At 72.7% G+C, this 24141-nt stretch carries 20 protein-coding genes, 4 tRNA genes and 1 pseudogene; 11 read left to right on the plus strand and 14 right to left on the minus strand.

Translation table 11 applies throughout. From position 1 onward, the window contains the following. The first annotated feature begins 7 nt into the window (after positions 1-7). Together ACFQSB_RS33860 and ACFQSB_RS33865 are read left to right on the plus strand one after the other, a co-directional pair. Complete coding sequence (locus ACFQSB_RS33860; protein ID WP_380830897.1) at positions 8-991, plus strand: UbiA prenyltransferase family protein; 984 nt, start codon at positions 8-10, stop codon at positions 989-991. Between the two features lie 22 nt (positions 992-1013). Next, on the plus strand, positions 1014-1823 hold the full coding sequence (locus tag ACFQSB_RS33865) for an AfsR/SARP family transcriptional regulator (protein WP_380830898.1): 810 nt from the start codon (positions 1014-1016) through the stop codon (positions 1821-1823). Here ACFQSB_RS33865 and ACFQSB_RS33870 read toward each other — a convergent pair. The 5 genes from ACFQSB_RS33870 to ACFQSB_RS33890 all read right to left on the minus strand — a co-directional run bounded on the left by ACFQSB_RS33870 (position 1804) and on the right by ACFQSB_RS33890 (position 6982). Further along, positions 1804-2916, minus strand: a complete 1113-nt coding sequence (locus tag ACFQSB_RS33870) for an endonuclease/exonuclease/phosphatase family protein (protein WP_380830899.1) — start codon at positions 2914-2916, stop codon at positions 1804-1806. The two genes, ACFQSB_RS33865 and ACFQSB_RS33870, sit on opposite strands and share 20 nt — an antisense overlap. Positions 2917-3058: 142 nt before the next feature. Further along, positions 3059-4102, minus strand: coding sequence for a glycosyltransferase family 2 protein (locus ACFQSB_RS33875; protein WP_380830900.1), 1044 nt, complete (start codon positions 4100-4102; stop codon positions 3059-3061). Between the two features lie 2 nt (positions 4103-4104). Beyond that, positions 4105-5133 carry a glycosyltransferase family 2 protein gene (locus ACFQSB_RS33880; RefSeq protein WP_380830901.1) on the minus strand — a complete coding sequence of 343 codons (1029 nt, stop codon included), beginning with the start codon at positions 5131-5133 and terminating at the stop codon, positions 4105-4107. A 143-nt stretch (positions 5134-5276) separates the two neighbouring features. After that, entirely contained in the window at positions 5277-5969 is a 693-nt protein-coding gene (locus tag ACFQSB_RS33885) for a sulfotransferase family protein (RefSeq protein ID WP_380830902.1), read from the minus strand. A 5-nt stretch (positions 5970-5974) separates the two neighbouring features. After that, a complete protein-coding gene (locus ACFQSB_RS33890) occupies positions 5975-6982 on the minus strand; it encodes a glycosyltransferase family A protein (protein ID WP_354849072.1) in 1008 nt (335 codons plus the stop codon). 238 nt (positions 6983-7220) lie between these two features. Between ACFQSB_RS33890 and ACFQSB_RS33895 the strand changes: the two genes are divergently transcribed. Genes ACFQSB_RS33895 through ACFQSB_RS33905 form a run of 3 tightly spaced genes read left to right on the plus strand, consistent with a single transcriptional unit; the run spans position 7221 to position 10648 of the window. After that, on the plus strand, positions 7221-8444 hold the full coding sequence (locus tag ACFQSB_RS33895) for an endonuclease/exonuclease/phosphatase family protein (protein WP_380830903.1): 1224 nt from the start codon (positions 7221-7223) through the stop codon (positions 8442-8444). 48 nt (positions 8445-8492) lie between these two features. Beyond that, entirely contained in the window at positions 8493-9575 is a 1083-nt protein-coding gene (locus ACFQSB_RS33900; protein ID WP_380830904.1) for a glycosyltransferase family 2 protein, read from the plus strand. Then, positions 9572-10648 carry a lysylphosphatidylglycerol synthase domain-containing protein gene (locus ACFQSB_RS33905; protein ID WP_354921222.1) on the plus strand — a complete coding sequence of 359 codons (1077 nt, stop codon included), beginning with the start codon at positions 9572-9574 and terminating at the stop codon, positions 10646-10648. The genes ACFQSB_RS33900 and ACFQSB_RS33905 overlap by 4 nt, the downstream gene beginning before the upstream one ends. A 97-nt stretch (positions 10649-10745) precedes the next feature. Here ACFQSB_RS33905 and ACFQSB_RS33910 read toward each other — a convergent pair. The 4 genes from ACFQSB_RS33910 to ACFQSB_RS33925 form a co-directional block, all read right to left on the minus strand. Beyond that, a tRNA-Val gene (locus ACFQSB_RS33910) sits at positions 10746-10820 on the minus strand. A gap of 14 nt (positions 10821-10834) precedes the next feature. Continuing rightward, a tRNA-Gly gene (locus tag ACFQSB_RS33915) sits at positions 10835-10907 on the minus strand. Between the two features lie 74 nt (positions 10908-10981). Then, a tRNA-Cys gene (locus tag ACFQSB_RS33920) sits at positions 10982-11052 on the minus strand. Positions 11053-11064: 12 nt separating this feature from the next. Then, a tRNA-Gly gene (locus tag ACFQSB_RS33925) sits at positions 11065-11137 on the minus strand. 234 nt (positions 11138-11371) lie between these two features. On the opposite strand from ACFQSB_RS33925, the gene ACFQSB_RS33930 reads away from it, so the two are divergent. The 3 genes from ACFQSB_RS33930 (at position 11372) to ACFQSB_RS33940 (ending at position 14622) form a co-directional block, all read left to right on the plus strand. After that, the gene (locus ACFQSB_RS33930; RefSeq protein WP_354849060.1) at positions 11372-11650 is read left to right on the plus strand and encodes a hypothetical protein; all 279 of its coding nucleotides are present in this window, start codon (positions 11372-11374) and stop codon (positions 11648-11650) included. A 16-nt stretch (positions 11651-11666) separates the two neighbouring features. Further along, positions 11667-13487 (plus strand): glutamine--fructose-6-phosphate transaminase (isomerizing), encoded by a 1821-nt coding sequence (glmS, locus tag ACFQSB_RS33935; protein WP_380830905.1) that lies wholly within the window; start codon positions 11667-11669, stop codon positions 13485-13487. Between the two features lie 178 nt (positions 13488-13665). Beyond that, the gene (locus ACFQSB_RS33940; RefSeq protein WP_380830906.1) at positions 13666-14622 is read left to right on the plus strand and encodes a pirin family protein; all 957 of its coding nucleotides are present in this window, start codon (positions 13666-13668) and stop codon (positions 14620-14622) included. Positions 14623-14777: 155 nt separating this feature from the next. Here ACFQSB_RS33940 and ACFQSB_RS33945 read toward each other — a convergent pair whose 3' ends face one another. From ACFQSB_RS33945 to ACFQSB_RS33955, 3 genes are all read right to left on the minus strand, one after another. After that, complete coding sequence (locus ACFQSB_RS33945; protein WP_380830907.1) at positions 14778-15866, minus strand: Gfo/Idh/MocA family protein; 1089 nt, start codon at positions 15864-15866, stop codon at positions 14778-14780. After that, positions 15851-16555, minus strand: coding sequence for a ThuA domain-containing protein (locus ACFQSB_RS33950; RefSeq protein ID WP_380830908.1), 705 nt, complete (start codon positions 16553-16555; stop codon positions 15851-15853). Before ACFQSB_RS33950 ends, ACFQSB_RS33945 begins: the two co-directional genes overlap by 16 nt. A gap of 124 nt (positions 16556-16679) precedes the next feature. Beyond that, on the minus strand, positions 16680-18983 hold the full coding sequence (locus ACFQSB_RS33955) for a glycoside hydrolase family 9 protein (RefSeq protein ID WP_380830909.1): 2304 nt from the start codon (positions 18981-18983) through the stop codon (positions 16680-16682). 169 nt (positions 18984-19152) lie between these two features. Here ACFQSB_RS33955 and ACFQSB_RS33960 point away from each other — a divergent pair, with 169 nt between their 5' ends. The 3 genes from ACFQSB_RS33960 (at position 19153) to ACFQSB_RS33970 (ending at position 22290) form a co-directional block, all read left to right on the plus strand. Continuing rightward, positions 19153-20193, plus strand: a complete 1041-nt coding sequence (locus ACFQSB_RS33960) for a LacI family DNA-binding transcriptional regulator (protein ID WP_380830910.1) — start codon at positions 19153-19155, stop codon at positions 20191-20193. A gap of 169 nt (positions 20194-20362) precedes the next feature. Continuing rightward, on the plus strand, positions 20363-21625 hold the full coding sequence (locus tag ACFQSB_RS33965; protein WP_380830911.1) for a sensor histidine kinase: 1263 nt from the start codon (positions 20363-20365) through the stop codon (positions 21623-21625). After that, the gene (locus tag ACFQSB_RS33970; RefSeq protein ID WP_380830912.1) at positions 21622-22290 is read left to right on the plus strand and encodes a response regulator; all 669 of its coding nucleotides are present in this window, start codon (positions 21622-21624) and stop codon (positions 22288-22290) included. The genes ACFQSB_RS33965 and ACFQSB_RS33970 overlap by 4 nt, the downstream gene beginning before the upstream one ends. Before the next feature lie 157 nt (positions 22291-22447). On the opposite strand, the gene ACFQSB_RS33975 is transcribed toward ACFQSB_RS33970, so the two are convergent. Beyond that, positions 22448-23599 (minus strand): polyprenyl synthetase family protein, encoded by a 1152-nt coding sequence (locus ACFQSB_RS33975; protein WP_380830913.1) that lies wholly within the window; start codon positions 23597-23599, stop codon positions 22448-22450. A gap of 6 nt (positions 23600-23605) precedes the next feature. Further along, positions 23606-24141 (minus strand): annotated as a pseudogene (locus ACFQSB_RS33980) (hypothetical protein); the annotation flags it as partial.

A 24141-nucleotide genomic window follows, 5' to 3' on the forward strand; every position in this document is an offset into this window, starting at 1 on the left:
GGTAAACATGCACGTCGTCGAATCGGCAGACGTCCCAGAAAGCCCGCAGCGGCCCGAGCCGGCGCCGGGCCGCACCGCGCAGGCCCGGACGCACCTGATCGCGGATCTCGCCGGCCTGATCCGTCCCTCGCACGCGGCCAAGGCGATCCTGCTGGTGCCGGTGGCGCTCATCGGCGCAGCCTCCTACAGCCTGGCCGAGGTGGCCGGCATCGTCGCGGCCACGGTCGCGTTCATCCTCGCCTCGGCCGCCGTCTACATCGGCAACGACATCGCCGACCGCCACCGCGACCGCCACCACCCCGTCAAGCGCCACCGGCCCATCGCGGCCGGTCGCGTGGGGGTCGGCACCGCCTCGGTGTGCTGCGCGGTCCTGCTGACGCTGCTCGGGGTCATCGTCGCCCGCGCGCCGGGCACCTACTGGCCGCTCTACGTGTACCTGGTGCTCAACATCGCCTACAGCCGCGTCCTGAAGCACATCCCGCTGGTCGACGTCGGCACGGTGGCGGCCGGCTTCGTCCTGCGCGTCGTCCAGGGGTATGAGGTGACCGGAGGACGGGTGCCGGCCTGGCTGCTGATCACGGTGTTCTCCATGTCGCTGGTGCTGCTGATCGGCAAGCGGCGGCAGGAGCTGCTGCGGACCGGCGCCGTGCACCGGCCGGCGCTTCGCGGCTACTCGATGGAGCTGACCAACTGGCTGCTGCAGATCGCCTCGGTGCTGTCACTGGTGTCGGGGCTGATGTACCTGCGCGACGAGGGCCCGTTCGGGCCGCAGCACGGCCAGACGGCGATGATGCTGTCCACGCCCTTCGCGCTGTTCGCCCTGTTCCGGTACCTGCAGATCCAGCTCGTGGACCAAGACGGCGGTGACCCGGTCCGCATCCTGCTGCGGGACCGGGTCATGGTCGCGAACTCGATGTTGTGGGCCGCCACCTTGGGTGTGACGCTCGTGCTCGTCCACCACCCATCCCTGGCGGCCCTGGTCACGTTGTGACAGCGACACGGAAAGGAAGGCGATGGACGTCCGATTACTGGGACCGGTCGAGGTGACCGTCGAAGACCGGCACGTTCCGCTGGGGCCTCCCCAGCGGCGTGCGGTGCTGGCCGCCCTGGCGGTCGACGCCAATCACCCCGTATCACTGGGGACGCTGATCGAGCGTGTCTGGGATCTTCCGCCGGACCGGGCGACGGACTCTCTCTACGCCCACATCGCGCGCCTGCGCCAGGCGCTGACGGCGACCGGGATCGGCATCGAGCGCCGCGGCGGCGGTTACGTCCTGGAGGTCGACCCCGACCGGGTGGACGCCTACCGGTTCCGCCGGCTGGCCAAGCAGGCGCAGACCCGCGCCGGGGACGACCTCACCCGGGCCGCGCTGCTGGCCGAGGCGATGGAGCTGTGGCGCGGCTCGCCGCTGACCGGCGTCCCCGGAGACTGGGCCGCGCGGATGCGCTACAGCATCGAGCAGCAGTTCGTCGGGGCCCTGGTCACCTGGGCGCAGGCGCACCTGCGGCTCGGCCGGCCCGACATGGTGGTCACCGAGCTCACCCCGCTGGTTCCGCGCTATCCGCTCGCCGAGCCGCTCGCCAGCATGCTGATGCGCGGCCTGTGCGCTCTCGGCCGCACCGCGGAGGCGGTGGCGCTGTACGCCCGGCTGCGCGGGTACCTGGCCGAGCAGCTCGGCATCGAGCCGGGTCCTGAACTGCGCGCCCTGCACCTGACCATCCTGCGCGGCGACCGCGACCCGCTGACGCGGGCGGCCGGCGCGGCCGGCGGAGCCGGGGCCCGCGAGCTGCTGTTCGCGCAGGTCACCGGCTCGGCGAGATGACCAGGCGCTGCCCGCTGTGGTCGGACTGCCCGTTCGAGCGCACCAGCCGGTACTCGTGGACGGTCAGCCCGGGCGTGGTGAAGGCCCAGTCGATGCGCCACCAGGGCAGTCGCTCGTCCCAGGTGACGGGGTAGAGGGACCCGAGGGCCGGGGCGGCGTCGGTCATCCGGTCCGGCAGCAGGCGCAGGATGCCCATCGCCGGCGAGGCGTTGAAGTCGCCGGCCAGGAAGGCCGGGTGCGGGTTCGCGTCGATGTCGGCCGCGAGCGCGCGGAGGTTGGCCACCCGCGCCCGGTGCTGGGTCCGGTCCAGACGGCGCGGGTCCAGGCCGCGCGTGGACGGGTCGAGGGGCGAGTTGATGTGGGCGTTGTAGAACGAGACGGTCTCGCCGCCGGCGCGCACGTCGGTGCGCAGGGTCTTGACGGTGTAGAAGCCGGGCCAGTGCGAACCGGCCGGGACGACGGCGTCCCGGTCGCCCTCCGCCCACGGGCGCAGGTCGATGCCGCGCGAGAGGACGATGGGGAAGCGCGACAGCGTCACCAGCTCCCCGGCCTCGGCGACGTGGTAGCCGGGGAACTCCCGGCGCAGCCGGTCCAGGCCGTCGACCCTGATCGGCCGCGAGTCCGGGCCGAAGTAGACGTACTCCTGAAGCAGCAGCACGTCGGCGTGCTGGGCGCGCAGGTACCGGTAGAAGCCGGCGGCGTCCTGGGGCGGCGTGCCGGTGGGCGGGGGCATCTCCCGTCCGGCGTCCGCCCGCTGGTCCCAGTACCAGGTGTTCCAGGAGAACACCGTGATCGCGCCTGACGGCGCCGGGACGGCGCGGTGCCACAAGGACGCGAGGTTGATGCCGCTCACTCCCGCGCCGAGCGCCAGGGAGGCCAGCGCCGCCACGGCGGCGACCGGCCGCCGTGCCCGCTGTGGCCGTTGTGGGCGCCGTATCAGGCGCGCCGCCACGACGGCCACCAGCAGCAGGGCCGGGACGAGCGCGAAGGTCAGCGGCGGCACCAGCTCGGGGACCTGCCACCACCACACCCGGCCGGACAGCGCGCGATGCAGCGCCACGACGACCAGCCAGGCCACCGCCGCCGCCGTCACCGGACCGACCCTCCGGCGCGCCCGCGGGACGCGCCGGGAGCCGCCGGGCCGCGCCGCGACCCGTGTTCCCTCGGTCATCGGCGCCGGCCGGGCACCGGACGTGGGCCCGCGGCGGGCCCCCGCCGCGGACCCCGGGGGGCCGTCACGTCGCCGCCTCCCCGGCGGCCGCCGGCCGCACGAGCAGGTCGGTGTCGTAGAGCCTGCGGAACCTCGCCGAGCACAGCCACCGCACCACCCCGGCCGCCACCCCGGCCGCGATGGTCACGTTCACCAGGAAGTGCACCGCGCCGAAGTACAGCAGGAACCACGGGCCGCGCCTGCGCAGCACGAAGCGGTACATGCCGAGATCGGCCAGCAGCGACACCGCCAGGGCGAGCGCCGGGAGCGCGGCGCCGGCCGGGCCCAGCAGGACCGCCACCGGCACCGCGGCGAGCGCCGCGAGGGCCGCCAGGCTGCCGCCGGCCCGGCTCCCGGTCTCGAACCCGCGGGCGAAGCGCCGCCGCTGCGCGTAGAGCGGCACCCGGGCCCGCCCCCGCCGGTACAGCTTGCGCAGCAGCTTGAACAGCTTGTCGTCGTGGTCGTGCCGCGAGCGCACGGCGGTGGTGAGCACCATCTCGTACCGCTGGGTGAGGCGGTGGCCGTAGTCGACCTCCTCGGTCTCGCGCAGCTCGGTGTTGAACGGCCCGATCTCGTCGTACACGCGGCGTGGCATGGCGACCAGCGCCGGGAACAGGAACGAGATCGGCCCCTCGGAGCTGACCGTCCAGTAGTAGTACTGCAGGGCGCGGTACTCCTCGACGAGGCTGTCGCGGATCAGCGGCTCGGGGTCGTGGATGCTGCACACGGCGCCGAGCCCCGCATCGCCGTCGAGCATCCGCACCGCCACCTCGACCGAGTCGGGGTAGGCGGCGACGTCGGAGTCCACGAACACGAGTATCTCACCGGTGGCGTGGGCGACGCCGAGGTTGCGCGCGCCGGCCACGCCCATGTTGCGCTCGGTGCGCACGACCCGCACGCCGAGCCGCCGCGCCACCTCGACCGAGTCGTCGGTGCTGCCGTCGTCCACCACGATCAGCTCGATCGGCCGGTAGGTCTGCTCCTGCAACGCGCGCAGGCACAGCTCCAGCGAGGCGGCGTAGTTGTAGTTGGGCACGATCGCCGACACCAGCGGGGAGTGGCCGGTCATCGTCACACCTCCACCGACGCCGAGCGGGCGGGAATGTCGTAGGTGCGGCGGAACCGGCTCGACAGCACGCATTGGGCGGCGCCGGCGAACACCGCCACCGCGACGGTGACGTTCACCAGGAAGTGCACCGCGGCGAAGTAGAGGGTGAACGGCAGGCCCGCGTAGCGCAGGACGAACCGGTACATGCCGAGGTCGGAGGCGATCGACCCGAGCAGCAGCGCGATCGGCGCGACCAGCCACAGGGGGCCGAGCAGCGCCGGCAGGGGAGCGGTGAGCACGGCGAACAGCGCGGCCAGCGACCCCCACCCGCGGCTGCTGTTGGCGGGGCCGCCGTTGAAGTCGGGGCGGCGCAGGTACAGCGGGATGTGCAGGCGGGCGCGGTGGAAGAACTTCGACAGCACCACGCTCAGCCGGTCGTCGTGGTCGTGCCTGCCGATGATCCTGTTGTCCAGCACGATGCGGTACCGCTGCGTGACGCGGTGGCCGTACTCGGCGTTCTCGCTGTGCCGCAGCGCGGGGTTGAGCGGCCCGACCTCGCGGAAGACCTCCGCCCGCATCGCGAACAGCGCGGAGTAGATGGTGGTGATGTCGCCCTCGTCACCGGAGATCCAGTAGTGGAGCTGGAGGCTGCGGTACCGCTCCACCATGCTGTCGGCGATCAGCGGCTCGGGGTCGTAGGTGCCGCACACCACCCCGATCGAGGGGTCCGCGGTGAGCAGGTCCACCGCGTGCTCGACCACGTCCTCGGCGAGCGCGAGGTCGGAGTCCAGGAAGAACAGCACCTCCCCGCGCGCGTACCCCACGCCGAGGTTGCGGGCCGCGGGGGCGCCGATGTTGGTGTCGGTCACCACGACGCGCACGCCGTGCCGGTGGGCGATCTCCACCGATTCGTCGGTGCTGCGGTCGTCGACGACGATGACCTCGATGTGGGGATAGGTCTGGCGCTCGAGCGCCTCCAGGCACAGGCCGAGCGTGCGGGCGTAGTTGTAGTTCGGCACGATGACCGAGACGAGCGGCCTTCGTTCGTCCATGATCGATGACCCCTTTCGGGCCGTCCGCAGTGTGATGACGGTTACTTGCCGCTTCCTCGCGGAAGAGGGGCATGCGGCGCCGCGGGACGCGCGGCGGAGACGAGGGCTGGGCGACTCCGACGGCCGGTCCCCGGCGGCGCCGGTCACCCGCTCCGGCGCAGCAGCAGCGGCGCGGCGCGGCCCCGGCCGGTCCTGGTGAACTCCGAGCCGCCGTTGACCCGGGGGAAGGGCTCGTCCGGAACGGGGACCTCCAGGAAGGCGCAGAGCGGCTCCCAGCCTTCACGCGCGTCGAAGATCAGGAGCCGCTCGGCCGGGATGGTGGCGACGACCTCGGCCGTGTGCGCCCTGAACAGTTCGATGGCGCGTTCCGGCGCGCGGTCGGCCGGGGTCCGGAAGGTGCGGGCGTCGAGGGTGGTGTCCACCATCTTCACGAACGCGGCGAGATCGGTGCCCAGCAGCGACGACAGCGCGACCGCCGCCCGGCCCGGCAGCGAGTTCATCCGCTGCCGCTGCATGAACAGCGTGCCGCGCATGCTGTCCAGCCACCGCTCCGGATCGCGCACGGTAAGGACGATCTTCGCCTTGGGGTAGTACTCGGCCAGTGCCCGCCAGTGCGCGGAGGTCGGCCCGTCCACGCACGACTCGTAGCCGATGAGCACGTCGTCCCAGTTCACGTCCCGTCCGTGCCTGAGCCCGGCCTCCAGCAGCGGCCTGATCCGGCCGGGGTGGTGGAACACGTCCACCATGTGATGACACGGCCCGAGGCCGAGCCGCTCCAGCGCCGTCTTCAGCGACAGCGTCCCTGTCCTGCCGAACCCGGTGCCGATGACGCGCATGGCGCCTAGTCCTGCGCGGCGAGCAGCTGGGCGGGCTTGGTGAGGCGCGAGAGCGCCAGGCGTTGCAGGACGCCCACCGCCCCGCCGAGGGCGCCGGTGAAGGTGACGGCGAGATGGACGCCGGAGAAGTAGACGCCGAACGGGACGCCCCGCTGGGCGAAGGCGAACCGGTAGGTCGTGCCGTCCAGCGCGGCGGCGGCGGCGACGAGCGCGGGCGGGACCAGCGCGCCGGCGCGGCCGGCCACCAGGGGCAGCGCCAGGGCCGGGACCGCGGCGAGCAGCAGGACGCCGCCGACCGCGCGGGGCACCGAGTCGCCGGGCGTCTCGCCCTGGCGCCAGTCCATCGCGCTGAGGCGGGCGCGGCGGAACACCTTGCGCAGGATCGTCCGCACGGTGGCGTCGTGGTCCTTGCGCCCGCGCACCGTGTCGGTGAGCCGCACCTCGTGGTCGCGGTTCACCCGCACGCGGTAGTCGGAGGAGACGGTCTCGCGCAGCTCGGGGTCGAACGGGCCGACCTCGGCGAACACCTTGGCCGGCACGGCGAGCACCGCCGCGTGCAGCTCCAGGGTCGGGCGGTGGGCCGGCATCCACCAGCGGTACATCTGCAGCGCGCGATACTGGGAGGCGAGGCTCTGGGACATCAGCGACTCGGGGAGCAGGATCCCGCCGAGCGCGCCGACCGAGGGCTGGGCGTCGAGGATCTCCACCGCGTTCTGCACGGCGTCGGGGTCCAGGGCGATGTCGGCGTCGAGGAAGAACAGGATCTCGCCGGTGGCGTGCTCGGCGCCGAGGTTGCGCGCGCGGGTCGGCCCGCCGTTGACCTCCGTGCGCAGCACCTTCGCGCCCTTGGAGGCGGCGACCTCGGCCGCGTCCTCGGTGCCGCAGTCGTCCACCACGATGACCTCGATGTGCGGGTAGGTCTGTGCCTTCAGCGCATCCAGGCAGAGTCGCAACACGTCGGACCGGTTGTAGCTGGGGATGATGACGGAGACTACGGGGTGCTCCCGACTCATGGTGTGCTCCAGTGGCTAGAAGCCGTGGTCGCGACACGGGGGTGTCCGACCTCGTGTCCGTTTCACGCTAAGCACGGGGGCTTGTCCCATTCTTGTCGCGTCCGTCCTCCGGGCCGGGCCACCGGCGGCGCGGCTGACAAGGATGCGCGGCTGACAAGGATGCGACAAGACCGCGTCAATACGTTCGACGCCGACCCACGCACCGAGAATGGTGTCGATCTCTCCGAGGATGGTGTCGATGCGCGACCGGGACGCCGTGATCGAGGAGCAGCCCCTCAGCCCGCCGTCCGAGCCCGGTGCGGGCTGGGCGACGCGCCTCGGGCGTGCTATCCGCCCGCGACGGCGATGGTGCCTGGGCACCAAGCTCGTCGTTACCGCCTCCGTGGCGTGGCTGGTGTTCGTGGTGTGCCACCTGCTGGCCAGCGGGCGCACCTCACTGTGGGCGCCGATCGACCTGATCCCGCCGCTGCTGTTCCTCGCGGTCCCGGTGGCGCTGATGCTCGTGGCGCCGCTGGCCCGACCGGTCCGCTGGCGCATCATGTCGCTGCTGCTGGTCACCGTGCTGCTCGGCGCCGGGCGGAGCGGGGTGAACTACGAAACCCTGTGGTACACGCCGCCGCCCGCCCCGCCGGGGGCCATCACCGTGGCCGCCTGGAACACCGAGTTCTGGGACCAGGACTGGCGCACCGCCGAGGGCGACCGGTATTCCCCCGAGTTCTACGCCTACCTGCACAGCCTGAACGCCGATGTCTACCTGCTGATGGAGTACCTCTACGTCGACACCGCGGCGGGCGACATGACCTCGCAGCGCTGGACGGCCGACCTGGCCGAGCGCATCGACAAGACGGCCGAGCTGCGCCGGGAGTTCCCCGGCTACCACATCGCGGTGTCCGGCGAGCAGATCACGCTGTCGCGGTTCCCCATCGTCGCCCACCGCGGCCTGGACGTGCGCCCGTGGCTGCCGGCCGACCAGAAGCCGATCCCCGAGGCGCTGCGCGCCTGGACCGAGGGCTACACGGTCGAGACGCTGCGCACCGACATCGAGGTCGGCGGGAAGGTGGTCTCCTTCTACGACGGCCAGATCTCCCAGCCGCCGACCGAATGGCGGCTCTGGAGCGCCGAGTCGCGCGACCTCGATCACAGTCACACCCTGCGGCGCGAGGCGAGCTTCCGGGCGATCAGCGCGGACATCGCGGCCAACCGCAACCCCGTGGTGCTCGCCGGCGACCTCAACACCTCCCCGGCGATGGGCATCCGCCGCCTGCTCCCCGAGCGGCTGGTCGACCGGACACCGGCGCTCTCGTCCCTCTATCCGGCGACCTACCTGGCCGGGACCGCCGAGCTGTGGCGGATCGACTGGCTGTACACCACCCCCGACGTGGCCGTGCACCGCTACGAGCTGCCCGGCCCGGCGGGGCTGTCCGACCATCGGGCCCAGCGCGTGGTCATGTCGGTGTCCTGACCGGCGCGCGGGGCACGGCCGGTGACCTTACCGACGAAGGGAACGGATATGCCTGACGAGATGGCCTGGCGTGGTGATGTCGCGGTCATCGTGCCCAACTACAACAAGAAAAAGACCCTCCGCGCCTGCCTGGAATCGGTGTACGCGCAGACCTACCCGGCGGCCGAGGTGATCGTCGTCGACGACGTCAGCACCGACGGCTCACTGGACATCGCGCGGGAGTTCCCGTGCACGATCGTCGAGCCGCCGCGCAACCAGGGCCCGGCCGGCGCGCGCAACCTCGGCGTGGCGAGCAGTTCCGCCCCGCTGCTGTTCTTCGTGGACTCCGACACCGCGCTCGCGCCGGACGCCGTCCACAACGCGGTCAGGGCCTACCGGCGGACGCCCGACGCGGGGATGGTGCAGGGCATCTACGACAAGGAGCCGCTGTACGACGACGGCCCCGTGGAGCGGTACCGGGTCATCTGCGAGCACTACGAGCGCAGCCAGACCACCGCGACGTTCCTGTCCTGCACGCTGATCCCGCGCCACGTCTTCGAGGAGGCGGGGCGCCTGGACGAGCGGCTGCGCGACGGCGAGGACTTCGAGTTCGGCACGCGGGTCCCGTCCCGCTACCGGCTGGTGGTGGACACCTCGGTGGTCACCCGCGCCGACGACGAGGACCGGTTCTGGGGGTGCCTGGTGGAGCGGTTCGTCCGCTCGACCACGCTTCCGCTGATCATGGTGCGGGCGCGGCGGCTGCGCGGGGAGGGCCGGGTCGGCTTCCAGCTCAACATGATCGGGACCGGCCAGCACAGGCGCCGCAAGCCGCCGCGGGTCTCCTCCGCCTCGGCGACGGCGACCTTCCTCACGCTGCCGCTCGCCCTGCTCAGCCCCTGGCTGCTGCTCGTGCCGGCGGCGACGCTGGCGGTGTTCCTGCGAATGAACAGCAGGTTCATCGGGTTCACCTACCGGTACCGGGGCGCCCGCTTCGCCCTGTGGGTGAGCTGGATGCAGCTGTGCTTCCACACCGCGTTCTTCCTCGGCGCCTGCGTGGGGCTGCTACGCGTCGCCTACGAACTGGCCCGCCGGCAGGGCGAGCCGGTCAGGACCGGCCTGTCCCCGGCCTCGACGGCCGGTGCGCGCGAGTGAGCGCGAGCAGCGTCCCCCCACCGGCACGGCGGTTCCGGCCTCCCCGGATACCGGGGCCGCTGCGGCGGCTGCGGCTGCCGCGCCTGCCCCGCCCGCTGAAGCGGGCGTTGATCGCGGCCTTCGCGCTGGCCGTCGCGGGCGCCATCGCGCTGACGCTGTCCCGCCTCGACTGGGGGGTGGTCGGCGTCCTGTTCACCCGGCGCGACCCGGCGCAGATCACCCTGCTGCTGGCCGGCGCGCTGGTGGCCAGCATGGCCGGGTTGTCGTTCGGGTTCCTGGCCTGGCGGGTGGTGCTGCTGGAGATCGGCCCGCCGGTCAGCGAGCCGCGCGTGGTGCGCATCTTCTTCGTGGGCTTCCTGTCGAAGTACGTGCCGGGAAGGGTGCCCGGCATCATCGCCATCACCAAGGTCGCCACCGCCAACGGCGTCACCTTCGCCCGGCTGATCAGCACGGCGGCGGTGGTCATGAGCCTGGTGCTGCTGAGCGGGTTCACGGTCGGGCTGCTGGCGGGCGTGCAGATGCTCGGCGCGCAGGCGGCATGGCTGGCGGGCGCCGCCGTGCTCATCGTGGTCGTCCTGGTGCGGCCGCAACTGATCAACCACGGGTCCGCGCTGCTGCTGCGGCTGCTGCGCCGGCCCACGGCGGCCAAGGCCGCCTCGGTCCGCGGGGTGCGGCTGGCGGTCGGCTGGCAGAGCCTGTCGTGGGTGGTCACCGGGCTGCACCTGTGGCCGCTGGCCATCGCCATGGGCGCGCCCGCGGCCCGGTCGCTCGCGCTGTGCGTCGGGGCGTTCACCCTGGCCACGACGATCGGCATCGCGGCCGTGTTCATCCCCGACGGCATCGGCGTCCGCGAGGCGGTGCTGACGGCGGCGCTGAGCGTCGTCCTGCCCGCCCCGGCCGCCGCCGTGGTGGCGGTGGCCAGCCGCCTGGTCTCCACGGTCAGCGAGGTGCTGCTCGGAGCCGCCGCCCTGGCCGTCGCCGAGTACCTCATCCGCCGGGGGAGGGCCGCCCCCGGGCACCCCGCCCAGCCGCCGGCCCCGCAGGCCACGGCCTCGATCGACGGCGCGACCTGATCGCCCGCCTCGCGAACCCGGACGGCTCGCCACCGAGGAGGAGCGGGCGAGGACGTGAACGTGAAAATCCCCAGGCCGTGCGGCCTGGGGATGGAGGTGGTGGGCGATACTGGGATTGAACCAGTGGCCTCTACCGTGTCAAGGTAGCGCTCTCCCACTGAGCTAATCGCCCTCGATGAAGATCAGAGCGGACGACGGGATTCGAACCCGCGACCCTCACCTTGGCAAGGTGATGCTCTACCAGCTGAGCCACGTCCGCATGATCACCCGGGCGGTGACGCCCGTGCGATGCCTTTCAACTTTACCGGATCCCGGCGGTGCGAGATCCCGTCGAGGTGGAGACGGGATTTGAACCCGTGTACGCGGCTTTGCAGGCCGCTGCCTCGCCTCTCGGCCACTCCACCAGGATCTTTCCGAGCGGACGACGGGATTCGAACCCGCGACCCTCACCTTGGCAAGGTGATGCTCTACCAGCTGAGCCACGTCCGCATGACCTCGGAGGGAACCGCTCTCCGGGTACGCAGATGACTCTAGCGCGTCCCCGGGCCGCGCGTGCACAGTCCACGCGGAACAGGGGTGCGTACCGGAGGGCGGAATCGCACCCGCACCAGGGGCGCGGCGCGGCGAGATGGGGCTGGATCGAGACGCTCGGGTGCGTATCGTTGCCCGGAATCGGGCAGGATTCTTGGCGTGCCGCCGTTTTCCTGCGTAAAGTCTCGCCCTGTGTCAACGGCACGGCAGCATTCCCACGAAGATCTGATCGCGCATCTGACCCGCACCACCCTGCTTCGCCCGGGAGAGGCGGCACGGGTGGTCGCCGAGGTCGTGGCGTACTTCTCGGAGTCCCTGGAGGAGTACGTCCGCCGCCGCCACGGCGAGATGAAGGCGCGCGGCATGACCAACGAGCAGATCTTCCCCACCATCGCCGCCGAGCTCTCCGCCCGCCCCGTCGCGGCTCCCGGGCTGTCGTTGCGCCAACTGCGCCGCATCGTTTACGGCTAACGCCAAGGAGATCTATATGTGTGGAATCGTGGCTTACGTCGGGCCGAAGGACGCGGCGCCGATCCTGCTGGAGGGCCTGCAGCGGCTGGAGTACCGCGGCTACGACTCGGCCGGTCTCGTCGTCGGCAACAAGGGCCTGAAGATGCGCAAGGTCAAGGGCAGGGTGGCCGACCTGGCGGCGGCCGTGCCCGCGCGGTTCAAGGGCGGCCTCGGCATCGGCCACACCCGCTGGGCGACCCACGGCGTGCCCAACGACGTCAACGCCCACCCCCACCTCGACACGGCGCAGCGCATCGCGGTCGTCCACAACGGCATCATCGAGAACGCCGGCGAGCTGCGGGCCAAGCTCGTCGCCGACGGCGCGGTCTTCCTCTCCGAGACCGACACCGAGGTGCTCGCCCACCTCATCGCCCGCACCGTCGAGGACACCGACTCCCTGGAGGAGGCGGTCCGCAAGGCGCTCAAGAGCATCGTCGGCACCTACGGCATCGCCGTGCTGGACGCCCAGCGCGCCGGCGAGATCGTCGTCGCCCGCAACGGCAGCCCGATCGTCATCGGCATCGGCGAGAAGGAGATGTTCGCCGCCTCCGACGTGGCCGCCCTCATCCGCTACACCCGGCAGGTGGTGCACCTGGAGGACGGCGAACTGGCCGTGCTCAAGGCCGACGGGTTCCGCACCTTCACCATGGACGCCCGCGCCACCTCCAAGGAGCCGCTGACCGTCGACTGGGACGCCGGCCACTACGACACCGGCGGCTACGAGCACTACCTGCTCAAGGAGATCTCCGACCAGCCCGAGTCGGTCGCCCGCACGCTGAGCGGCCGCCTGGACGGCCGGTTCAACATCGCCCACCTGGGCGGGCTGAACCTCGACGCCCGCGAGACCCGCGCCTTCCGCCGCGTGAAGATCATCGGCTGCGGTTCCGCCTACTACGCCGGCCAGATCGGCGCCCAGCTCATCGAGGAGCTCGCCCGCATCCCCGCCGACGCCGAGCCCGCCTCGGAGTTCCGCTACCGCAGCCCCGTGGTCGAGCACGACACCCTGTACGTCGCGGTCAGCCAGTCGGGGGAGACCTACGACACCCTGGCCGCCGTGCAGGAGCTCAAGCGCAAGGGCGGCCGGGTGCTCGGCGTCGTCAACGCCGTCGGCAGCGCGATCGCCCGCGAGGTGGACGGCGGTGTCTACCTGCACGCGGGGCCGGAGGTCTCGGTGGCCTCCACCAAGGCCTTCACCTCCACCGCCGTGGCGTTCGCGCTCATCGCCCTGCACTTCGGCCGGGTCCACGACCTGTCGCCCGCCGACGGGCGGCGCATCGTCGAGGGCCTGCAGAGGCTGCCCGACCAGATCGCCGAGATCGTCAAGCAGAACGACGCCATCGAGGCCCTGGCCCGCAAGTACGCCCCGCACCCGAGCATGATGTTCGTCGGCCGCGTGCGCGGCTACCCGGTGGCCCGCGAGGGCGCCCAGAAGCTCAAGGAGGTCTCCTACGTGCACGCCGAGGCCTACCCGGCGAGCGAGCTCAAGCACGGCCCGCTGGCCCTCATCGGCCCCGACATGCCGACCGTGGCCATCGTGCCCGACGACGAACTGCTCGACAAGAACCTCACCACCCTCGGCGAGATCCGCGCCCGCGGCGGCAAGGTGCTCATGGTCGGCCACCGCGTCCCCGACGCCAAGCTGGCCGAGGACGTCATCGTGGTCCCGAAGAACGAGGTCGAGCTGGACCCGATCCTGCTCGGCATCCCCCTGCAGCTGTTCGCCTACCACGCCGCCGTCGCCCTCGAACGCGACGTCGACAAGCCGCGCAACCTCGCCAAGAGCGTCACCGTCGAGTAGCCGCGCCGCCCGCCGGCCCGTGGCGTCCCCGTCCCGCGGCGGACGCCCCGGGACGCCCAGGACGCTTCGGTGCCTGGGAGACGCGGGACGCCGGGACGCCAGGGCGGGGCGGGCAGGGGACCGCGGCGCAGGTAGTGGGACATTCCGGGCATCGGTCGGCGGATCGTATTGTTCACGGGTGAGCAATCTGGAACGGGAACCGCACGAGACCGCCTGCGGCGGCGAGGGCGAGGCCGCAGAAGGACCGGTCCGCGAGCTGCTGGCCGGCCGTGACGTCGTCCTCGGCGGCACGCGCGGCATCAAGGTGACCCGCACGCTGCCCGGCCGCGAACGCCGCATGGTCGGCGCCTGGTGCTTCCTCGACCACTACGGCCCCGAGCGGGCCACCATGAGCGTCGGCCCGCACCCGCACACGGGCCTGCAGACGGTGACGTGGCTGCTGGAGGGCGAGGTGCTGCACCGCGACAGCGTCGGCAGCGAGCAGCTCATCGGTCCGGGCCGGTTGAACATCATGACGGCCGGCCGCGCCATCGCCCACTCCGAGGAGTCGGTGCGGCCGGACTCGGTGATCCACGGCGTGCAGCTGTGGGTGGCGCTCCCCGGCGCGTCCCGCCATACCGAACCGTCCTTCGAGCACCACGCGGACCTGCCGCGGCTGGTCGCGCCCGGCGTCGAGGTGACCGTCTTCGCCGGAGAGCTCGCCGGGCTGGTGTCGCCGGCCCGCGTCCACAGCCCGCTGACCGGCGCCGAGGTCGCCTTCGACGACCGGTCGGCCATCACGCTGCCCCTGCGCCCCGATTTCGAGTACGCGGTGCTGACCCTGTCCGGCGAGGTCGAGGCCGACGGGACGCGCCTGACCCCCGGCCCGCTGCTCTACCTGGGCAGCGGACGCTCCGAGATCGCCCTGGCCTCTGCGGGGCAGGGCCGGGCGCTGCTGCTCGGCGGCGAGCCGTTCGAGGAGGAGATCCTCATGTGGTGGAACTTCGTCGGCCGTGACCAGCAGGAGATCGAGCGCTTTCGCAAGGAGTGGGAGCAGGGCGCCGCGTTCGGTGACGTCGGCGGCACCGCCCTCGCCCGCATCCCCGCCCCGCCGCTGCCCACCATCCGCCTGAAGCCCCGCGGCCGCCGCCGGTAGCCTCACCGGCCGGGCCGGAGCGCGAGGTCACGCCGAGGTCGCCGTCGCGGGGCGAGGGCGCCCCGCGACGAGGACCTGCGGTGCGGTGCGCGCGGTCGCTCACCTGCCGCTGTGGCGCGTGCGGCCGGTCACCTGCCGCGAGCGCGCGCGGCCGCTCACCCGGCCGGCTGCAGGGCGACGGGAAGAGGACGTTCGCAGGTGCTGGTGAGCGTCACCGCGGTCCCCGAGTGCGCGGCGGACAGCAGGGACTCCATGACCTCCAGCACGTGGTAGGCCAGCGTCCCGCCCGCGCGGGGCTCCCGGCCCGCCGGGGTCGCCGCGAAATCCGCCAGCCCCACCCCGCGCCCGGCCTCGAGGTAGCCGGCCGAGACGGGAAGGGGCTCCCAGCTCCGCTCGTCGACCTTCGCCAGCATGACCGGCCCGTCGAAGTGGTTCGGATCGGGCACCGAGAGCGAGCCCTGCTCGCCGTGCACCTCGATCTTGGGCGCGGTGGTCGCCGCCCCGTCGAAGCTCATCACCAGCGTGGACATCGCCCCCGACGCGTGGACGAGCACGCCGGTGACGTGGGTGTCGATGGTGACCGGGATCTCCTCTCCGCGGCGGGGGCCCGAGGCGATGACGCGCTTGTCCCGGGTGCGCCCGGCGGCGCCGACGACCGTCGTCACCGGCCCGAGCAGGGTGATCAGGCTGGTGATGTAGTAAGGGCCCATGTCCAGGAGCGGGCCGCCGCCGGGGGCGTAGTAGAAGTCGGGGTTGGGGTGCCACATCTCGTGGCCGGGGGTCATCATGGTCGCGGTCGCGGCGACCGGCCTGCCGATCAGGCCGTCGTCGATGGCCTTGCGGGCCGTCTGGGTGCCGACGCCGAGCACCGTGTCGGGCGCGCACCCCACGCGCACCCCGGCGTCGGCGGCGGCGCGCAGCACCCGGGCGGCGTCCACGGCGTTCGCGGCCAGGGGCTTCTCGCAGTAGACGTCCTTGCCGGCCGCGATGGCCAGCAACGCGACCTCGGCGTGCGCGGCGGGGATGGTGAGGTTGAGCACCACGTCGATGCGCGGGTCGGCCATCAACTCGGCCACGCTCAGCACCTCGACGCCCGGGTAGGGCCGCACGGCCTCCCTGGCCCGTTCGAGGTCCAGGTCGGCCACCGCCGTCAGCCGCAGCCCCGGCAGCCGTTCGATGGTCTGGCCGTACTGGGCGAAGATGACGCCGCACCCGACGACGCCGACGTTCACCGGCTCGCCCACAGCATCCCCCTCTCGATGATGGTGCGCACGTTGTCGTCGTTCAGGACGTCCAGGCTGTGTCCCGGGGTCGCGACGAAGATCTTCCCGTCGCCCCACAGGCGGGTCCAGATCGCGGGCGAGGTGACCTCGCGGTGCCAGGGGTCCCACGGGCGGACCTTCTGCGTCGTGGTGGCCAGCACGTCGACGTAGTCGTCGGCCAGCACCCAGTACTGCTCGGTCACCAGGTCGAAGTCCGCGATGCCCGCCGTGATGGGGTGGGTGCTCGCCTCGGGCAGGATGTTCACGGTGTAGGGGACGAAGTTGTCGGCCGGGGAGCCTTCCCGCTCGGCCGGGTCCTTTCCTGGATGGCAGGCGAACTGCCCGCCGATGAGATGCAGGTAGTCGGAGGAGGCGCGGAAGGAGTCGGCGATGCCGCCGTGCCAGCCCGCGAGTCCCGTGCCGGCGCGGACGGCGGCCTCCAGCCCCCGCAGTTCCTCCGGCTCGATCGTGCCCATGGTGTAGCACTGCACGATGAGGTCGACCCCGGACATGAACGCGGGATCCGCGTAGGGGGCTGGTGACTCCGCTCGATGTACCTCGAATCCCTGCTTCTCCAGGAAGGGGATGAAGAGGTCGGTGGCCTCCACCGGGACGTGCCCTTCCCAGCCACCCCGTACCACCAGCGCCCTGCGGCCGTGCTCGTCTGACATGCTTTCACCTATTCACTCAACGGCAAACGACTCCAATCCTCACATTTCCGGCCGGATCGGTCACTACTGCATTTTTGCCATAGGCCGGCCCCGCGCCGGAAGTCGTCGCGCGGGGCCGCGTCCGTCAGGCGGGAGTGCAGGTCACCTGGGACGGAATCGCGTTGGTGCCGTTCCAGGAGCCGTTGAAGCCGAACGAGGTGGAGGCGCCGGCCCCGAGCGTGCCGTTCCAGGACAGGTTCGCGGCCTTCACGTTGGATCCGCTCACCGTGTACGAGGCGTTCCAGAGCTGGGTGATCGTCTGGCCGTTGGGGAAGGTCCAGGCGGCCGTCCATCCGCTGATCGTGGCGGTCCCGGTGTTCTTCACGGTGACGGTCGCCCCGAAGCCGCCGGGCCACTGGTTGGTGAGGGCGTACGTCGCGGTGCAGGCGTCACCGGTGTTCCCCGACGGCGACGGGCTCGGCGAGGGGGAAGGTGACGGCGAGGGACTGGGGCTCGGGGACGGCGACGGGCTGGGGGTGGGCGTCGCGGAGACCGTCGGCGTCGGGGTCGGGGTGGGAGTGGGGGTGGGGGTCGCGGAGGGCGACGGGCTCGGGGACGGGCCGGCCTTCTCCGCGGTCCAGGCGCTCACCCACGCCAGCACCGCGTTCCAGTTGATCGCGACCTCGTTGACCGACCATGCCTCGATGTCGTCGAGGTAGCACTTCTGCGGCCTGCACCCGCTGAGCCGGGCCTGGGCGACCGGGTCCTGCAGCCCGCTGTTGGGGCCGCCGGCGAGCGCGCCGGGCGGTGCGATGGGCAGTGAGGAGTCGAGCTGGTGTGCCCAGAATCGGTGGTGGACGTTGCGCGAGGGCTGGTCGCCGTACCCGGTCACATACGACTGGCCCAGCGGGTTGCGCCCGAACTCGTAGGCCATCGTCTCGAACACGCCGGTGCGAAAGCGCTCCTGCCCGCTGAAGTCGTAGGCGAGCGCGAGCAGGGCGGCGTTGTTGAGTATCAGGTTGTTCGAGCCCCAGATGTAGCCTCCGCCCGAGGGCGCGAACGGCACCGGGTAGCCCTGTCCGCGCATCGCGGCGAGCAGCGTGTCGCCGTTGCTGACGAAACGGTCGCGTAACTGCTGGCCGATGGCGGAGGTCAGGCCGTTCGGCACGAGCGCGAGGGTGATGTCGCCGAGCGAGCCGACCTCCGACCACTGCGCGCCCTCGTTGGTGAAGCTCCTGCCGTAGTAGAGGGACGATCGGGTGAGGTCGTCGCGGTAGGTCTGCTTGCCCGTGGTGACGTACAGCTCGGCGGCCGCCCAGTAGAACTCGTCGGTGACCTTGGTGTCGACGTAGGAGCCGCCGCCCTGGTCGTCGTTGCTCGGGGCGATGACGGACGGATTGGCCTTGGCCGCCGCGTACGCCTTCTCCGCGGCGGTGAGGCAGCGGCTGGAGAAGGTGGAGTTGACGGAGGTCCACACCCGGGCGCACTGCGCGGCGGACGCGGCCAGGTTCAGCGTGGCGGCGGTGGTGGGCGCGGACAGCAGGCGGGGCTGGGGGTCCTGGTCGGGGCGCAGCGGCAGGCCGGTCCACGCCTGGTCGTGGATCTTGGCGTGTGCCATGCCGGCGAGCGGCTGCCCGTCCGGGACCTGCATCTTCAGCATGAAGTCGATCTCCCAGCGCGCCTCGTCGAGGATGTCGGGCACGCCGTTGCCCCGCTCGGGGATCGCCATGGTGCCGTCGCCGAACGCCGTGCTGTTCGCGCCGGAGACGTACTTGGCCCGCTCGTAGATGTTGACCAGCTGCCAGGCCGACATGCCGCCGTTGACCACGTACTTGCCGTGGTCTCCCGCGTCGTACCAGCCGCCGCGCACGTCGAGCCGGTATCCGCAGCCGCTGCGGCAGGGCACGTTGTCGTCGCCCTGGTTGGGCGAGAGGTTCAGGTGGCCGGCGGGCCGGGCGTACTGGCTTCCCACGTACTGCGCGTCGATCGCGATGCCGCTGCGCTGGTGGTAGAAGAACGCCAGCGCGTCGTAGGGCAGCTTCTTCCAGGCGTCGGCGCCGATGTCGAAGGCCCGGCTGGACTCGTTGCCCACGGTGAGCACGAAGTTGGTGCCCGTTCCGGTGTACGAGGAGAAGTCGATCTTGTGAACCGTGTCGCCCGACGGGCCGTCCTGCCCGAAGACGGTCGTGGTCCCCGTCGCCACCACCTGGTCGGAGCCGTTGAGCAGGCTCCAGGTCAGCGGCGAGGAGGAGGAGGTGACGACGGTCGCCTGCTTGGCCATGCCCGGCGCGTAGGCCACCTGGTTGACCTTGATGCTCTGTCCGAGCGGCGGGCGGGCGAGGGCCTGCACCGGGCTCGTCGCGGTCACGACGGCGAACGACGCCACCCCGACGGCGAGCGCCATGGACAGTGCCGCCCGGGGGCGGCCCCTCCAGCCTGGTCTCTTCATGATGAACACCTCCGGCCTTCATGGTTCGTTACCGCATCATGGGGATGAGACGGGATCGGAGGACACCTCTCGGGCGAACCGGTCGCTCTGCCGCAGGTCACCGCATCGATTTCACGAATGATTCTGAACATTTCACGAATGCTTCGTGCTCGTTCCGTAGACTCCATCTGTGACCAGCACAGGCCCTCCCGTCGAGATGGGACCGCGGCGCCGCCAGGAGGTCACGGTCGCGCAGATCGCCGCGCTGGCCGGGGTGTCCCCGCCGACCGTGTCCAAGGTGATCAACGGACGCTCCGGCGTGTCGGTGGCCACACGGCGGCGGATCGAGGAGCTGATCCACGAGCACGGCTGGCAGCGCCGGCCGGAGCGGGCCGAGTCCACGGCCATCATCGAGATCCTCTTCCAGGCCGTCGACAGCTTGTGGGCGCTGGAGCTCATCCGCGGTGTCAACCAGGTCGCCCGGTCCTACGGCCAGACCGTGGCCGTCACGGACATGCAAGGACACAACTCTCCCCACGGCGAATGGATCGAGGAGGTCCTGGCCCGGCGTCCCGCCGGTGTGATCGCCGTCTCGGCCGAGCTGAGCGACCACAAGCACGCGCAGCTCGCCAGCAGGTCCATCCCGCTCGTCGCGCTCGACCCGTACGGCGAGCCGGGTCACCGGGTCCCCTCGGTCGGCGCGACGAACTGGAACGGCGGCCTGTCGGCCACCCGGCACCTGCTGGAGCTCGGGCACCGCAGGATCGCGGTGATCAGTGGGCCGCTGACCGTGATGTGCTGCCGCGCCCGGTTCGACGGCTACCGCGCCGCCATGGACACCGCGGGCGTCCCCGTCGATCCCCGGTTTCTGCGGACCTGCCCGCTCTACGTGGAGGCCGGCCGCACCGAGGCGGAGGCGCTGCTCGCCCTGCCGGACCGTCCCACCGCCGTCTTCGCGGGCAACGACCTCCAGGCCCTGGGGGTGTACCAGGCGGCCCTGCGCGCGGGGCTGCGGGTGCCCGGCGACCTCAGCGTCGTCGGGTTCGACGACCTGCCGCTCGCTCAGTGGGCCGACCCGCCGATGACCACCGTGCACCAGCCGCTGGCCAAGATGGGCGCCGCCGCCGCGGAGCTCGTCATGGCCTTGGCCGCCGGTGACCCTCCGGAGCATCACCGCGTCGAACTCGCCACCCACCTGGTCGTCCGCGGCAGCACCACCTCACCGCTCTGAACGGCGCCCGGTGAGACGGGCGCCGGAGGCCGCCACCGCGCACGGCGGCCATGCCGCACCGCGGGGTCTCCCCGTGCCCTGGACGCCGGGGCGGGGCGGGCAGAATGACGGGGTGCGGGTGCGGGCGGCGGTGAGGCCGCTGGTCAGTGGGGGGACCTATCGGCGGGCGGTGCATCTGCTGCTCGGCGGTGTGCTGCTGCTGCCGTACCTGCTGGTCGCGGGCATGCTCGCGCAGACCTTCGCTGTCGGCCAGGTGCCGCGCGGGGTGCTGGCGCTCGTGCTCGCGCTGACGGTCGCGATCGGCGTGGTGCCGCCGTTCCTGCGCGGCACCAGGGCGCTCGAGATCGTCGCCGCGCGTTCGCTGCTGGGCGTCGATCTGCCCGATCCGCCCGAGACGGCCGAGCGGGGGCGAGCGGCCTGGGAGACCCGGTCGCGGGCGGCGCTGTGGTTCGCCGTCCACCTCGCCGTGGGCGGGCTCGTCGGGGCGTTGATCCTGGTTCCCCTGGTGACGGGGGTGATCCTCGTCGTGCGGTGGGCGGGCGCGGCCGGCGGCACGGTGGACCCGCCGTGGCTCGGGCCGCTGGAGGAGCAGGGCGGCGGCCTGCTCCTGCCGGTCGGCGTCGCCCTGCTGGTGGGCGTCGTGTACGCCGTGGCCGGGCTCGGGGCGCTGGCGGCGGTCATGGCGCCCGTTCTGCTCGGGCCGTCGGCGGCCGAGCGCATCGCCGCGCTGGAGGAGCGCGCGGCGAGGCTCGCCGAGCGCAACCGGCTGGCCCGCGAGTTGCACGACTCCATCGGGCACGCGCTGACCGTGACGATGCTGCAGGCCAGTGCCGCGCTCCACCTGCTGGACACCGATCCGGCCTTCGCGCGGCAGGCCCTGATCGCGATCGAGGAGACCGGGCGCGCCGCCACCGAGGACCTCGACCGCGTCCTCGGCATGCTGCGCGAGCCCGAGCCGCCGTCGTGGCCGGGGATGGCGGACCTCGACGGCCTGCTCGCCCATTCGCGGGGCACCGGCGCGGCGGTCAGCACGCGGGTCGAGGGCTCGCTGGCCGGCCTGCCCGAGCCGGTGTCGCGGGAGGGGTACCGCATCGTCCAGGAATGCCTGACCAACGCGCTTCGGCACGCGGGCCCGGTCCCCGTGACGCTGCGCGTCGCCGCCGACGGCCGCACGCTGGCGATCGAGGTGTCCAATCCGGTCACCGGGCGGCGCGCGCGGGAGGCGGGGGGCAGAGGGCTCGCGGGCATCCGCGAGCGCGTCACCCTGCTCGGCGGCGCCATGACGGCGGGCGAGGAGTCCGGCCGCTGGCACGTCTCGGTCCGGCTCCCGGCGGAGCGGGGCCGCAAGGCGGTACGACGACCGGTGGACGGGGGGCCGAGGCGTCCCGGCGAGGGGACGGCCGGCGCGGTGGAGGAGGGGGAGGGCGCGTGACCATCCGGGTGGGCATCGTCGACGACGAGGAGCTCGTCCGGGTCGGCCTGCGGGTGATCATCGGGGCGCAGCCCGACCTGGAGGTGGTGGGCGAGGCCGCCGACGGGGCCGAGGTGATGGCGATGGTCGCCCGCACCCGGCCGGACGTGCTCCTCATGGACGTGCGCATGCCCGCCATCGACGGCATCGAGGCCACGCGCCGGCTGCTCGCCGCGTCCGGCACCCCGCCGCGCGTCCTGGTCATCACCACCTTCGAGAACGACGACCACGTGTACGACGCCCTGCGGGCCGGGGCCAGCGGGTTCGTCCTCAAGCGCACCCGCCCGGCCGAGGTCGTGGAGGCCGTCCGGCTGGTCGCGCGGGGGGAGTCGCTGGTGTTCCCGGCCGCGATCCGCCGCCTGGCCGGCGCGCACGGCCGCGGCGCCCCGGGCGGGCTGGCCGCCGACCGGCTCCGGCGGGCCCGGCTCACCGAACGGGAGGAGGAGGTGCTGCGGCTGATGGCCACCGGCCTGTCCAACGCCGAGATCGCCGCCCGGCTGGTGGTCGGGGCCGAGACGGTCAAGACCCATGTCGGCAACGTGCTGGCCAAGCTCGGGGCCCGCGACCGCACGCAGGCGGTCATCGCCGCCTACGAGTCCGGCTTCGTCGCCCCGCCGGCCCCGTGAGGACGCCGGTGTGCCGGGCCCGTGGTGGACGGTGCCCGGCATGCCGGAAGGGCCGGTGAGGGATCCGGCCGGACGGTGACCTCGCCGGCATGCCCGATGGGGGCCATGACGCCGGCCGGGCGTACCGGCATCCGGAGGCGGGCGCCGGGAGACCGGGTCAGGGGCCGGTGTCAGGAGGCGGGGCCAGGGGAGTGGCGCGGGAGACGACGTGGTCGCAGAGGTCGCGCAGGGCGTCGCGGGCGGGGCCGGGCGGCAGCGGCTCCAGCGCCCGGCGGGCGTCGTCGGCGTGGCGCCGGGCCTCCGCGTGCGCCTGCGCGAAACCGGGCGAGCGCCGCAGCAGCTCGGCGGCCCGCGCGACGTCCCGGCCGCCGGTGATCCGGCCCGAGGCGAACATGCTCCGCAACCGCGCCGAGTCTCGCCGCTGACGCCGCAGCAGCGCCGAGTCGGCTTTCTCGCGTGTTTCCGGTGTTCCGGCGGTGTGCCCGCCGGTTTCCGGCATGCCGGAGGTGCGCCTGCCGGTTCCCCGCGTCTCCGGGGCGCGGTCCCGCCCGCGGGAGCGGCGGGAGGCGAGGGCGCGCAGGAGGGGCAGGGTGGCCACGCCCTGGCGCAGGTCGGCGTTCGACGGCTTGCCGGCCCGCGCCGTCGGCTCGGACAGGTCCAGCAGGTCGTCGGAGAGCTGGAACGCGATGCCCAGCGCCTCCCCGTAGGCTTCCAGTGCGCCGGCCGCCTGGTCGGTCGCTCCGGACGCGCGCGCCCCGAGTCCTGCCGCGAGCGCGAACAGGGCGGCCGTCTTGTCGGCGATCACGCTCATGTAGTACCGCTCCGGGTCGTCGCCGCGACCGGCCCCGAGCGTCTCGCGGAGCTGGCCGGTGACCAGCCGGGTCAGCATGCGGGCCTGCGTCTCCAGGGCGGCGGCGCCGAGCGGCGCGGCGAGTTCGCCCGCCTTGGCCACCAGGTAGTCACCGGCCAGGATGGCCACGCGGTTGCCCCACCGCGCGTTGACGCTGGGCGCGCCGCGGCGGACCGGAGCCTCGTCCATGACGTCGTCGTGGTACAGCGAGGCCACGTGCATGAGTTCCACCGCCGCCGCGGCGCGCACCACGTGGGGGTGGCCGGGGTCGCCGAACCGCGCGGCCAGCAGGACGACGGTCGGGCGCAGGCGCTTGCCGCCGGCGTTCAGCAGGTGCGTGGCCACGGTGGTGAGGAAGGGATCGCGCGGGTCGCGCAGCGTGGAGCGCAGCAGCTCGTCGACGCCGGCGAGCGACCGGCGGGTCCACGCGGCGAGCGCGTCGTCGGAGATGACCGGCACGGCCGCTCAGCCCTTACGCCCGCAGGAGCGGCACGCCGTCCGCCGCCGCAGATAGTAGCCATAGGTGGCGACCGCCAGTGCGACGCCCCACAACGGCCACAGCGCGTGCGTCATCACCAGGACCACGCTGTAGCCGGTGATGTGCCACATCGCGGGCGAGGTGACGATGCCCAGCCCCGCCGCGAACACCACGGGGGAGACGTAGGCCGCCGGTATCACGGCGAGCAGGACCGGGACGCGGCGCCCGGCGATCCCGGGCATCCAACGCGGGAAGACCTCGCCCCAGCGCTGGACGAGCCCGAGGGTGAGCACCGCCCCGACGACCGCGAAGGTCGCCAGGCCCGCGCCCGCCCACACGCCGCCGCTCTCGTGCAGGCCGCGCAGCATCGCCCGGTCGATGCCGAGAGGGATGCCCGCCAGCCAGGCGAAGCGGCTGACCGAGTAGAGCAGCGGGATCACGACGGCGGCGGCGGCGGCGCGGCGCGCCCAGGCGGCGATGCGCGCCGTGGCGGCGGCGGGCACGTCGCCGTCGCGGCCGCACC

The organism is Sphaerisporangium rhizosphaerae (assembly GCF_042665155.1).
GTDB lineage: Bacteria > Actinomycetota > Actinomycetes > Streptosporangiales > Streptosporangiaceae > Sphaerisporangium > Sphaerisporangium rhizosphaerae.